The following is a 13,123-nucleotide window of genomic DNA, read 5'->3' as shown; positions in this document are numbered from 1 at the left end:
CCATGACAGCAGCGAAGAGCATGAAGCCGTCCGATACCATCTTTATCAAGTTCCGCGAGGGTTATAGAGCCCTGTTGTCCGACAAGCAATAATGCGCGTGGCTGAAACTTATGAAAAAGATAGGGGCTTGTGCAGAAATTAAATAACAGCCGATGGAGCGGGTGCTATTCAGCGTTTCAGGCCACCAGTCACCTACAAATCGACCTGTGTTTACTCTGTCAAACTGCGTGCTTCGGACGGCAGCATGATAGGTATTCCGCCCCGGACCGGATAGGCAAGCTTCGCCTTGCGCGAGATCAATTCGGCACGTTCCGCATCATACTCCAAGGGCCCCTTTGTAAGCGGGCATACGAGAAGTTCCAGCAGGCGAACATCGATATTTCCGGTTTCCGTCTTGTCGTCCATTGGCTTATTCCTGAGATCTATTGCAGCCGCGATCCGAAATCGTCGTTCTTTACTCTGGCCAATACCATTTCGGTAATGGCAATCAAAGTTGCTGCACGCGTCTTCAAATCGGGGGCCTCCAGAAGGGCCTGTTTTTCAGCCGGACCGAAAGGCGACATGATGGAGAGCGCATTGACAAGGGTTTCATTGTTTGCCCGCGCGATACTATCCCAATCCGCTTCCAGATTGTGCGCTTCCAGATAATCGCGGAAAGCACCCAGCAAAGCGTCCCGGTCTATTTCCGACGAATCCCGCGCCTCCTCCAGATCAGCCAGAAACGGCATGATCCGGCATTGCCGGTAAGGCTGACGGCAATTGACTTCTTCCCGCACGCGAAACCGACAGATGCCCTGCAGGGTGATCAGCAGGCGACCGTCGCCCGTTTCGGCAAAGGTTGTGATACGGCCAAGACAGCCGACATTACTCAATTGCGGGCGAAAGCTTTCATCCAGCTCATTGATCGTTTCGTCATCGTCGCCATCGATTTTCGGCTGGATCATGCCGATGATGCGTTTTCCCGCCAGGGCATTCTCGACCATCGCCAAATAGCGCGGCTCGAAAATATTGAGTGGAAGCTGGCCACCGGGCAGAAGCAGCGCCCCTTTCAACGGGAAAACCGGCACGGTCTCGGGTATATCAGCGCCCGTTCTGTAACGGGCATTGCCCACCTGCATTGCAACCTCCCTTTAGGACGCACTAAACATGCGCCCTAACAGTTGGAATCCCGACCGCTCGCGATCAGGAAAACAGAAGCGACGACAGTTTGCGCCGCGCACCGAGCGTCGCCGGATCGGCATTGCCCCATGCTTCGAAAAACTGAAGAAGCTGCCTGCGTGCGCCATCTTCGTTCCACTCGCGATCGGACTTCATGATGAAAAGCAGCTCATTGGCCGCATCTTCACGCCGCCCCTGTGCATTACGCACCTGAGCAAGGTCAAAGCGGGCCTGATAATCCTTCGGATCCGCCTGAATTCGCTTCTCAAGCGCAATCGGATCACCAATGAGCTTGACCTGATCAGCCAATGCAAGACGCGCTTCCAATGCTCGAACGGCAGGTGCATTCTGCTTGTCAGCGGGAAGCTGGGCGAGAAGTTCGCGCGCCTTTTCCGCATCACCGGATTCCAGAAGGCAGGTCGCAAGACCGACAATCGCATCGACATTATCCGGGACGGCATGAAGAATGGACGAGAAAATCTCCGATGCCTGAACGAAATCACCAGCTTCGACCAGTTCATTCGCGGCAGTGATGGCTTCGGCAAGCGCCGCTTCCGCGTCGCTCGGCCCGCCGATCTTGGCGATGAATTCCTTCACCTTCGATTCCGGCACAGCCCCCATGAAACCATCGACCGGCTGACCGTTGACGAAAGCAATGACAGCCGGAATGGACTGAATCCCGAGCTGACCAGCGATGGCCGGATGATCATCGATATTCATCTTGACCAGCTTGACAGCGCCACCAGCGTCCCGCACTGCCTTTTCAATGATCGGCGTGAGTTGCTTGCAAGGTCCGCACCATGGCGCCCAGAAATCCACCAGCACCGGCTGATTGCGGGATTCGGTAATGACATCCGCCTGAAAACTTGCCGTCGTCGTATCCTTGACGAGATCTGCACCTCCGGTCGCGGTCGGCGCCGAACCGAAAGAGACATTTGCCGTCATCTGGCCGCCTGCACCGGCATAAGGATTGTTCTGGCTGCTCATAGGAAATTCCTTCGTATTTTCCGACCGATGCGACGCTCCGCATACAAGCCGGTGTCGTTCTTTCAGTTCGTATCTTCGAAAGCCAATTTCAAGACGGTCGTTTCAGCAAGTTGCGCTGTAACTTAGCGCTCCCGCCTTCCACTTCAATCGCCAATTGCTATGCGCAAGAAGGCCGCCCGTTTCGAAAATCAGTTTATACCGAAGCGTCTGCTTTCGCACCTTCGGAAACGGCGAGAACGCGCGGTTCATGGCCGGTGGACTTGAGGAAAGCGACAAGGTCGTCGCGCTTTATGGAAGTCGTGGCTTCGTTGGTCAATGGATGGCTGTTAATGACGTCATACTTCATCAAATCGGCATCAAGAATAACCTGCACATTATGTGCGGTATCGTTGACCGCGCCAAACACGGTGACTGCGCCTGGAATCACACCCAGATATTCCATCAGCTTTTCCGGCTTGCCGAACGAAACACGGCTTGCAGCGCCGAGCAGTTGATGAATCGACTTCAGATCGACCACCGCATCCTCTTCTACTGTCACGAGAAAGAAATTGTCTTTCTTGTCTTTCAGGAAGAGATTTTTCGTATGGCCACCCGGAATTTCACCACGCAGGCTTTGGGAATCCGAGACCGTGAACAAGGGAGGATGTTCGACAGTTTTTACTTCGATACCGAGTTTCTGAAGATAGTCGTGAAGCTCGCTCGGCGACAAAGGCATGATTCCACCCCATTCTGTTCGGCATTGAAAATGTTGCGCATGTCGTCACGCTCCTCACGCTTCGGCGACTTGCAACAGCGCTTATAGACCATGGATACATGCTTAGAAACCATGCATAGTAAATTGGAATGTTCGCACGAGACGCAGCAGCGCTGACTCGTCCCTCCGACAGCCGCTTCCGTTATCCGTGAAAGCGCATTTTCCTTGTTTTAACGAAGAACCACGGTCGAGAATACAGCACATAATTTGAAAAATGTAATATTTACAGATGGTTACAATTTAACCGACAGCTAATTTCGCTGAAACGACATTTTCCTGTAATTTCCCTGTTGCAATCTCCGGGGTGTTAGTTCATATAGCGCCTGCCTGACGGAAACGACTGGCGCGAGCGGGTGTAGCTCAGGGGTAGAGCACAACCTTGCCAAGGTTGGGGTCGAGGGTTCGAATCCCTTCGCCCGCTCCAGTTTTCCGATCAGATAGGCAACAAAATCCCGGCTTTGTCCGGGATTTTTGCTTTTTCAGGCGCTTTCCATCTGCGAAGAGCTATTGCTCGCCAAATCGGTTACCGCAAGGTCACGATTTCAGCCGAACGTTGATTTCAGGTCGGCTGAGTCCATGGCTTTCAGATATTCGGTGATATTCAAGTCACCACGTTTTCTTCGTAGGTCTTCTTCACTCCGGGCACACAGAGGCAAGCCGGCACGATCAGGACCGCGATAAGCATCATTGCTACAAATGTTGCGTGCAGCGCATGTTGAAGCGCCAGCCGAAGCTCCTGCTGGTCAATCAACATCTCCGCGCCATTCAACAAGTCGCGAAGCTGGTCTGACGTAATCGCTTCGCCATGATTAGCGTTGGCAAGGCCATAGGTCAGCACCGCACCGAGAATGGCTGCTCCAAGCGTGCTGCCCAAATTGCGCGAGAAGACGTTCGATGCCGTGGCGCTGCCGCGCTCCGACCAACTCACGCTATCCTGTGTCAGGATGAGCGCTCCAATGTTGAGCAGCCCCATTCCAAAACCCATGATCAGAGAACCGGTTCCGGCCAGTGTGGCGGAACTTGACGGGCTCAGCATGACAAGCAGAGAGGTGCCAATCGGAATGCAGATGCTTCCGGCGATCATGATCGGGCGCAATCCGAACCGCGTAAATTGCCGCGATGCAATCGTGGCCCCGCACGGCCAGCCCAGCAGCAACATGGTCAAGGCGAAGCCCGCGACCACAGGAGAACGGTCGAGAACTGTCTGCACATACATCGGCAGGAATGTCGTCAGCCCCATGATCGACATGCTGGCCAGAAAGACCGCCAGATTGGAGAAAGCGATAGGACGTTTCAGCCACAGGTCTGGTGCGACCATGGGCTCCTTTGCGCGACGTTCCTGCCAGATGAACGCAATCAGTGAAAGAGCAAAGAGAATGAACGCCAGAATTCCTTCGAGCGAAACTGCACTCTCCATCAGGGTGAGCGCAATCATCAGAGAGGAAATGGAGACGGCGAAAAGTGCCGCACCAAGCACATCGACCGATACCGGCTTTGTCCGCTTCTCCTCATGGAGGAAGAGAAGAAAGCCCGACGCGGCCAGAATGCCGACCGGCACATTGATCCAGAATACCCAGGCCCAGCTCAGATTGTGAATGATCAGGCTGCCCAGTAGCGGACCGACAACGGCTGACAGTGCCCAGACGCTGGCAAGATATCCCTGAACCTTACTGCGCTGCGCTCCAGGGAAAAGATCGGCCACAACGGTCATGGCCGCAGGCTGGATCGCCCCTGCCCCAATGCCCTGCAATAGCCGGAAAACAATCATCGAAGGCATAGACCACGCGAAACCGGCCAGCACAGAAGCCGTCAGGAACAGCGCAATACCAAAAACAAGAACCGGCTTGCGCCCGTAAATGTCGGCCAGTTTGCCAAACACGACGGTCGTTGCTGTCTGTGTCAAAAGAAATGACGAGAAAACCCAGGAATAGAGATTGAGCTGACCCAGTTGCGCCGCGATCTGTGGCATTGCGGTTGACACAATCGTTGCCTCCACGGCGATCATTGCCATGCTTGCCATAATCGCGGCAACAACAAGCCCGCGATGAGAATGTTTTTCTGTCATGGATTGCCTTCAGACCAGAACCGGTCGTCGTTGAGGGAAGCCTCCTCGCCTCCGACGTGTTTCTTAGACCCGCTCGACCACCATCGCAATAGGTTGCCCGTCCCGGCGAGTACACATTGTTGCTACCTCAAGACAATCGGACTCACTCAATCGACGGAAATGATCTGGCTGCTTGTTTTAGCGCACAACTTATCGGAAAACCGCTTCACGCTTTTCACAAACACCTAACCTCTTGGAGAATGACCATGACAAACTACGCAACGCCCTATTTTCTGGAGGATACGGACGAAAGCGAAATCTCTTCCGATGTCGCAGGCATCGGCAATTTTCTGGTAACGACCCATATCCCTATCCGGGCAGACGGCTCCATGGAAACCGGCGACATAACTGCCCAAAGCGAATGCACGCTGAACAGCCTCAGAGCATCGCTCGAAAAGGCAGGCAGCAGTCTGGCGAATGTCATTCATCTGACGATCTATCTGACCGATATCAATGAACGCCCTGCCTTCAACGAAGTTTATCTGCGCTTTTTCAAAAAGCCTTTTCCGGTTCGTTGCGCGGTCGGCGTCGCCGGGCTCGCCACTCCTGAAATGCGGGTCGAAGTGACGGCAATGGCCGTGCGAAATCAATAATTTACGCCACGAGCGATCAGCCGATTTCGTGCGCCATCGCGGGGCTTCTCATTCGGGCGGCCCCAGCCCCACATTCGGCTGACCTTATATTCTGCAAGAATTGCATATCATCATACGCTAATTTCATAACCTACTTCTTCGGACTGCCTAGCCGCCACTTCCAGGTTTATGCAATGCTCACGCATCAGACCTGAGGAGGGGTTCGATAAAATGAAAAAAATCATAACGATAATGGGTGTCGCAGGCGCCATTCTGGCGACTGGTTTCTCTGCCTTTGCAGGCGAAACGCTGGATCGCGTCATGGAAAAAAAGGCCATGGTCGTCGCAACCAATGCAGGCTGGCCACCCCAAAGCTTTCTGGATGATTCCAACAAGCTCGTAGGCTTCGACGTGGATGTGGCCAACGAGATTGGCAAACGTCTTGGCGTCACCGTTTCCTTCGAAACGCCGGACTGGGCGACATTGACCGGTGGGCGCTGGCAGGGCCGTTACGACGTTGGCGTTGGGTCGGTGACCCCGACCAAGGCGCGCGCCAAGGTCATCGATTTTGCCGGGGTCTACTATTACAGCCCCTATGTCTATGTCGTGCACAAGGATAGCGAGGCGAAATCGGTCGCCGATCTCAAAGGCAAAGTCATTGGCGTTGAAACGGCCACGACTTCAGAAGATTTCGCCCGTCGGCAGTTGGAAATCGACGCGCCCGGCCTTCCCCCGATCGAGTACAAGCTCGAACCAGGCGAAATTCGCACTTTCGCAGATTCCATGCTGCCATTCGACGATCTGAGACTGGGTGATGGCGTCCGCATCGATGCGATCATCGCTCCAGAGCAAACGGCACAGAACGCCATCAAGAACGGTTATCCCGTCAAGATTCTTGAGGGCGAATATGCCTTCCGCGAGCCGCTCGTCGTTATCGCCGAAAAGAACGACCCGGAATGGACTGCCAAGATTGGCGAAATCATCCAGCAGATGAAGTCTGACGGCACTTTGGCGACGCTCACTGCAAAGTGGTACGGCAAAGACTACAGCGCCGACTGATATTACCCTTAAATCAATATTGTAATGAGCCATCGTGACGATGGCTCATCCGATATGCTTTTCCTGGTGTTGCGATGACTTATCCGGCCACTTATTATAGCCAAACAAAGGCGGACGATTTAGCGCGTCCAACGCTTGAACGCGAAACAACAGCAGATGTCGCAGTGATTGGCGGCGGACTTGCAGGCTTGTCGGCCGCGTTGCAGATGTCGCGAGCGGGCAAGAAAGTCGTTGTCCTGGAAGCTGAGAGCATCGGTTTCGGTGCATCCGGCCGCAATGGAGGATTTGTTAGTCCCGGCTTTGCATCCGGCGAGGATGACATTGCCGCCCGCGCTGGCAAGACCGTCGCCCGATCACTTCATGAATTGTCGATCGAAGGTGTCGATTTTGTTCGGCAGAACATTAACGCGTTGAAGATTGCAGAAGCCCAACTCATTCCCGGCATTATGAGCGTGCGCCGGTATGACGATGGCGACAGCCTGAAACATTATGCCGATTTGCTTCAACGCGATTATGGCTACAGAATAGATTTTCACCCAACGGCTGAAACGCGCAATATTCTGAATTCCAAGCGCTATTTCCAATCGGTCTACGATCCCAATGCGTTTCATATCCATCCGCTGAACTATTTACGGGCACTCGGACGCGAGATCGAGCGGCTCGGCGGGCGGATTTTCGAGCATAGCCGCGTAGTCCAGTTGCTCGACCACAATGATGGCAAGCTTATAAAAACAGCCCGCGGACAAGTTAAAGCAGGTGCAGTGCTGATTACCACCGGTGGCTATACCGATGGACTAGTCAGCCAGATCAGGCGAGCCTATCTGCCCATCGCCACCTATGTGATGGTGAGTGAAGAAGCTCCCGAACTGATCGCATCGGCCATCCGCACCACGTCAGCAATTGGTGATAATCGTCGTGCTGGCGACTACTACCGCGTGATCGACGGTGGTCGCAGGCTTTTGTGGGGTGGACGCATCACGACACGAGCAGCCGACACGCCCGGCGTGGTGCGCGAGTTGCGTAACGAAATGGTGGGAACTTATCCTCAGCTTGCTTCACTGAAAACAGAGTTGGCATGGTCGGGCCTGATGTCCTACGCCAGACACCTGATGCCGCAGATCGGTCAGTTGGACCGAGCCACATGGTACTGCACCGCCTTCGGGGGCCATGGGCTGAACACAACTGCCATCGGCGGTAAAGTCGTCGCTGAAGCCATTTGCGGACAAAGTGACCGCTACAAGCTCTTCGAAAAATTCGGGCTGGTCTGGGCCGGAGGTGCTGCGGGTCTTGCAGCTGCTCAGCTAACCTATTGGAAATTGCAGATGCAGGATTGGCTTGCGGAGCGAAAAGCAAGCTGACAGGGGAGAGAACATGCTCGGGAGGTTTTTTCTGACGCGGCCTGAGGCCGCCAAACGCACTGTCCAGATAGCGTTTTTCGTTATCCTGACAGCGCTCTTCTGTTTCATGAATATCCGGTTCTCCGGCATCACGAACTGGCTTGGCATTGACCCGAAAGTCGCCAAAGCCGGTTTCACCAAAGCGACGCTGATCTCCTCGATACTGCTTAGCGCTATCATCTTCGCCAATTGGAGCTTCCTGAGACTTTTCCCGCGTTGGGCACAGATCACGGCAATATGGCTGGAACTGTTCCTGCTATTGATGATCTTCTTCTATTCATTCGATCTCTCATTTGAATTCATCGCAAGAAAGATCGGATTTCTGATTAGCCAGGGTGTCGTCACGACGCTTTATATTTCCGCCGCCTCGATATTCTTCGCAACCATTCTGGCGTTGATTGGTGCGGTGGCCAAACTTTCAAAGAATGGCCTCGTCTACGGTCTGGCGACGTTCTACACTTCGCTTTTCCGCGGCCTGCCATTGCTGATGCAGATCTACATCATCTACCTTGGACTGCCGCAGGTGGGCTATGTCATCGGACCTATCCCTGCCGGCATTCTGGCGCTGTCCTTATGCTACGGCGCCTATATGACCGAGATCTTTCGTGCGGGCATCGAGAGCATTCCACGTGGGCAACAGGAAGGCGCATATGCGTTGGGCCTTGGGCCTTCGCAGACCATGTGGCTGGTCACCCTTCCCCAAGCGATGCGCATCATCATTCCGCCAACCGGCAACCAGTTCATCGCGATGCTCAAGGACTCGTCGCTGGTCTCCGTCATCGGCGTTTGGGAACTCATGTATCTTGCCCGTACGCAGGGCCAGACTGAGTTCCGGCATATCGAAATGCTCATCACCGCTTCGATGATCTATTGGGCCCTTTCCATCGTTCTGGAATACGGTCAAGCCAAACTCGAAACTCGCTTCAAGCGTTCCATCGCGCGTTAAGCGCGGTGGAAATCCACTTTTCATGCAGTCGCCCGCAAGGGATGACATTCTGATTAATGACAAGCAGAGCGACCATGGACAAGCGTCACGAAATTCTGTTCGAGCCGATCAAGATTGGTCCCGTCACGACGAAAAACCGCTTCTACCAGGTTCCGCATTGTAGCGGCATGGGACATCGTTATCCTGAGCACGACCTGCGGCTGCGTGAGATGAAAGCAGAGGGTGGCTGGGGTGTCGTTTCCACACAGGAAACTGAAATCCATCCCACATCCGATATCACACCGTCCAATCAAGGGCGCATATGGGACGAGAAAGACGCCGACCGTCTCCAGAAGCTGACCGACGCCGTCCACCAGCACGGTAGCCTCGCCGCAATCCAGCTCGTGCATAACGGTATCCACGTTTCCAACCGTTTGACCAGACTGGCGCCTCTTGGCCCCATGGACATGATTGTCGATGTGGAAGATCCGGTTCAGGCAAGGGCCATGGACAAAGCCGACATCGCCCAGTTTCGCAAATGGCATCGCGATGCTGCACTTCGCGCCAAACGGGCCGGTTTCGATATTATCTATGTCTATGCAGGTCACGACATGACCTTGCTGCAGCATTTTCTGCTGCAACGCTACAATACCCGCACGGATGAATATGGCGGGTCGTTCGAAAATCGCTTGCGTTTGTTTCGCGAAGTGCTGGCGGATACGCGCGACGCTGTCGGCGACAAATGTGCGATTGCAGTACGCTTTGCAGTAGAGGAATTTCTGGGAGACCAGGGCATCCAGCACAATGGCGAAGGACGGGATGTCATTGCAGCTCTCGCCGATGAACCCGATCTATGGGATGTAAATCTGTCGGGCTGGTCCAACGACAGCCAGACATCCCGCTTTTCACAGGAGGGCTTTCAGGAACCCTATATCTCCTTTGTGAAATCGCTCACCAGCAAACCCGTTGTAGGTGTTGGACGCTATACCTCGCCGGACACCATGGTGCAGGCTATCCGCTCCGGTATTCTCGACCTCATCGGTGCGGCACGCCCGTCGATTGCTGACCCGTTTCTGCCCGAGAAGATTCGAAGCGGTCGTGTCGATGACATTCGCGAATGCATTGGCTGCAATATATGCACGGCCAGCGACAACATCGTTGCGCCATTGCGATGCACACAAAACCCGACAATTGGCGAAGAAGCGCGCAAGGGCTGGCACCCAGAGAAAATCGGCAAGCTAAGGACTGCAGAGAAAGTGCTGGTCGTCGGTGGAGGACCAGCAGGTCTGGAGGCAGCCCGCGCCATGGCCGAGCGTGGTGCAGACGTCATCATTGCTGATAAAAGCACCCATTGGGGTGGGCGTGTGACGGAGGAGGCCGCCCTCCCCGGTCTCGCTAGTTGGGCGCGTGTTCGCGATTGGCGCATGACGCAATTACAGCGCGCGACCAATGTGGAAATGTATCTCGATAGCAATCTCGATGCAGACGAGATTCTGACCTACGGTATTCCACATGTGGTGCTGGCTACCGGAGCGCACTGGCGCACGGATGCAGTCGGTCGTTCTCATAGACAACCATTCGGCACATTGGAAGCACGCACACTGAGCGTCAACGCCATCCTGAAAGACAAAGCATCACTCGATGAGCGCTGTGGACCTTTGGTGATCTTTGATGATGATCGTTACTATCTCGGCTCTGTACTGGCCGAATTGGCTGCGAGCCGCGGCATTGATACGACATTGGTAACGCCAGCGCCAATCGTGGCTCCATGGAGCGAACACACACTCGAACAGTCGAGAGTTCAAACGAGATTGATTGAACTGGGCGTCGGGATAATCCCACTGCATAAGCTCGCCAAACAAACCGTCGACAGCCTGTCCGTCGCATGTATCTATTCCGGCAGGGAAACCCAAATTCCATGCGGTACGCTGGTTCCGGTAACAAGCCGCCATCCTGACAAAAGCTTGTCGGTCGCACTGGAAGCGCGCCGAAATGAATGGCAAGATGCCGGCATAAAATCCGTCACATCAATTGGTGACTGCTACGCGCCATCGATTATCGCCGCTGCGGTCTATAGCGGTCATTCCTACGCTCGCGGCTTTGGCATATCCGCATCGGAGAATATGGATAGCTATCGATAAGCACAGCCCTATTCGGCGACTTCAGTTTGGCCTTTAAAGGGAATGATAAAATCGATTGTTTTAACCAAGGTCTCAGCCTCGGATAATGCGCAGGAAAGAATATTGCGAGCTATAGTAAAGCCGGAGTTGACGCAGGCCCGTCTTGCCGCTTACTCCTCCCTTCTGGTTGTGAGCCTGTGGCGGAGGCGGCCATCATGGGGAAGCGCTAACTTTTTTCCTTGAAACGCCAAAACCCCGCAGCCTAGGCTACGGGGTTTTGTTGATTTGGTTGCGGGGGCTCGCAACAAACGATTCCTGCGTTTAGTTGAACGGACTATATCGAAATTCGCGGCTTAATTTGTTAACGGGGACCAAGTTCGAATTCCTAACGCGAATCCGCCAAAACACCGCCAATCGCCGTATTCTAACAGAAGAGATAAAAATCCGCCGTTTTTACGCTACAACCCCATAAATCGTGAATGTTAGGCGTCAACTTCCAATCCCATTTCAGCCATTCGACTTAACTCGGTCGCGGTCGGAAACCTGCCGTTTTTCGCGGAGTGCAGTCGACAGCGCAGCACTGACGGGAAGCCATCGTCTGTAGAACTCTCTTCGTTGAGAAAGACACAGCTTAAGCAAGCACCTCGGCGGCTACACCTGTTTGGCTGATTTGCATGATCAGCGCGCCATGGAGCAGACCAGAAATGGCGCTGATGTTCTCGGCCGCATATCGTCACCTCCTCATGGTCCGCACGTTGATTAATTGGAAATTTTCATCTCCGGATCAAAGTCGTATCGACACGAAGATTGCCCCTTGAACAGTTCTGCGGCGAAACTAAATTGTAGTTGTCTGACGCCCCCATTGGGGGTCGGAAAACCGAGCGGATGCAAAAGCGTCCTGCGGGATAACAACTTGTACCCATATTGCTTCACAAGGAGGATGTGGCTATGAGAACCACTTTCGATTTTACTCCCCTGTTCCGGTCGAGCATCGGCTTCGACCGAATGCTGAACGCGCTCGAAGCTGCGAGCCGTGTCGAGACCATCGACAACTGGCCGCCTTATGACATAGCCAAGACCGGCGAGGACGACTACCGCATCACCATGGCGGTGGCCGGCTTCTCGCAAGACGAACTGACCATCACCCAGGAGCAGAACATGCTCCTGGTATCCGGTCAGAAGGCTGGCGAGGATAACAGCCAGTATCTGCATCGCGGAATTGCCGCGCGCACATTCCAGCGTCGCTTTGAATTGGCGGACCACGTGAAGGTCGTGCGCGCTAGCCTCCTCAATGGTCTGCTGACGATTGATCTCAAGCGTGAGATTCCCGAAGAGATGAAGCCGCGCAAGATCCAGATCGCGGCCGGAGAGGCACTGCCCAAGGTCGAGACCAGGCAGATCGAGGCCGACAAGCAGGCCGCCTGAGGTAGCTCTCTCAGCGTAATTCGCGCAAGGCGCCGGGCACTTCCCGGCGCCGACGGGAAAGCATTGTCAATCGAACGAACAGAAAGGAGAAGAATAATGAGTGTCCGTGATTTGATCCCCTGGGGCCGCAGCAACGGCAATCAGGTTCCCAGTGTTTTGCGCGATGGCGATCGTGATCCGTTCCTCTCGCTGCATCGCGAGGTGAATCGGCTGTTTGACGACGTCTTCCGCGGCTTCGGCTCGAACCTGCCCTCTATCGTGGGAGCTTCCGCCTTCAGCGGCGGCTGGCCGAGCGTGGAGATCTCCGACGGCGAGAAGGAAATCAAGGTGACAGCTGAGGTGCCGGGCCTCGAAGAGAAGGACATTCAGGTCCTGCTCGACGACGGCGTGCTGACGTTGAAGGGCGAGAAGCGCTCCGAGACGGAGGACAAGGACCGACAGTTCTCCGAGCGCTTCTATGGCCGCTTCGAGCGTCGCATCCCGCTCGGCTACGAGGTCAAGGACGACCAGGTCGACGCGCGGTTCAAAAACGGCGTGCTGACCGTGACCTTGCCCAAGAGCGAAAAGGCGCAGTCGCAGGTGAAGCGCATCGCCATCAAGAGCTGATGCATGGCAGGCGCCG

The 13,123-nt window shown here is 54.7% G+C and carries 12 protein-coding genes and 1 tRNA gene; 8 read left to right on the top strand and 5 right to left on the bottom strand.

Annotated elements, in window-relative coordinates:
- Positions 1-210: 210 nt before the first annotated feature.
- From MKS82_RS26970 to MKS82_RS26955, 4 genes are all read right to left on the bottom strand, one after another.
- Positions 211-405, bottom strand: coding sequence for a Trm112 family protein (locus MKS82_RS26970; RefSeq protein ID WP_109987513.1), 195 nt, complete (start codon positions 403-405; stop codon positions 211-213).
- 17 nt (positions 406-422) lie between these two features.
- Positions 423-1,118, bottom strand: a complete 696-nt coding sequence (locus tag MKS82_RS26965; RefSeq protein ID WP_109987514.1) for an LON peptidase substrate-binding domain-containing protein — start codon at positions 1,116-1,118, stop codon at positions 423-425.
- 64 nt (positions 1,119-1,182) lie between these two features.
- A complete protein-coding gene (gene trxA / locus MKS82_RS26960; protein WP_109987515.1) occupies positions 1,183-2,145 on the bottom strand; it encodes a thioredoxin in 963 nt (320 codons plus the stop codon).
- 193 nt (positions 2,146-2,338) lie between these two features.
- Positions 2,339-2,860 (bottom strand): prolyl-tRNA synthetase associated domain-containing protein, encoded by a 522-nt coding sequence (locus MKS82_RS26955; protein ID WP_109987516.1) that lies wholly within the window; start codon positions 2,858-2,860, stop codon positions 2,339-2,341.
- 388 nt (positions 2,861-3,248) lie between these two features.
- Between MKS82_RS26955 and MKS82_RS26950 the strand changes: the two genes are divergently transcribed.
- Positions 3,249-3,323: transfer RNA gene (locus MKS82_RS26950), tRNA-Gly, on the top strand.
- A 177-nt stretch (positions 3,324-3,500) separates the two neighbouring features.
- Here the strand turns inward: MKS82_RS26950 and MKS82_RS26945 are convergent.
- A complete protein-coding gene (locus MKS82_RS26945) occupies positions 3,501-4,964 on the bottom strand; it encodes an MDR family MFS transporter (protein WP_061347725.1) in 1,464 nt (487 codons plus the stop codon).
- Between the two features lie 245 nt (positions 4,965-5,209).
- On the opposite strand from MKS82_RS26945, the gene MKS82_RS26940 reads away from it, so the two are divergent.
- The 7 genes from MKS82_RS26940 (at position 5,210) to MKS82_RS26910 (ending at position 13,107) form a co-directional block, all read left to right on the top strand.
- A complete protein-coding gene (locus MKS82_RS26940) occupies positions 5,210-5,596 on the top strand; it encodes a RidA family protein (RefSeq protein WP_240579483.1) in 387 nt (128 codons plus the stop codon).
- Positions 5,597-5,806: 210 nt separating this feature from the next.
- The gene (locus MKS82_RS26935) at positions 5,807-6,634 is read left to right on the top strand and encodes a transporter substrate-binding domain-containing protein (RefSeq protein WP_061347723.1); all 828 of its coding nucleotides are present in this window, start codon (positions 5,807-5,809) and stop codon (positions 6,632-6,634) included.
- A gap of 74 nt (positions 6,635-6,708) precedes the next feature.
- Positions 6,709-7,992: an NAD(P)/FAD-dependent oxidoreductase gene (locus MKS82_RS26930; protein WP_109987518.1), complete on the top strand. Its 1,284-nt coding sequence runs from the start codon at positions 6,709-6,711 to the stop codon at positions 7,990-7,992.
- Between the two features lie 13 nt (positions 7,993-8,005).
- Positions 8,006-8,977 carry an amino acid ABC transporter permease gene (locus MKS82_RS26925; RefSeq protein WP_109987519.1) on the top strand — a complete coding sequence of 324 codons (972 nt, stop codon included), beginning with the start codon at positions 8,006-8,008 and terminating at the stop codon, positions 8,975-8,977.
- Between the two features lie 74 nt (positions 8,978-9,051).
- Positions 9,052-11,097: an oxidoreductase gene (locus MKS82_RS26920; RefSeq protein WP_240579482.1), complete on the top strand. Its 2,046-nt coding sequence runs from the start codon at positions 9,052-9,054 to the stop codon at positions 11,095-11,097.
- 927 nt (positions 11,098-12,024) lie between these two features.
- Positions 12,025-12,501, top strand: coding sequence for an Hsp20 family protein (locus tag MKS82_RS26915; RefSeq protein ID WP_109987521.1), 477 nt, complete (start codon positions 12,025-12,027; stop codon positions 12,499-12,501).
- A 96-nt stretch (positions 12,502-12,597) separates the two neighbouring features.
- On the top strand, positions 12,598-13,107 hold the full coding sequence (locus MKS82_RS26910) for an Hsp20/alpha crystallin family protein (protein ID WP_109987522.1): 510 nt from the start codon (positions 12,598-12,600) through the stop codon (positions 13,105-13,107).
- Positions 13,108-13,123 lie beyond the last annotated feature (16 nt).

This window comes from Ochrobactrum sp. A-1 (assembly GCF_022488005.1).
Lineage (GTDB): Bacteria > Pseudomonadota > Alphaproteobacteria > Rhizobiales > Rhizobiaceae > Brucella.
The sequence above is the reverse complement of the archived record's forward strand: the minus strand, read 5'-3'. Positions and strand labels throughout refer to the sequence as shown.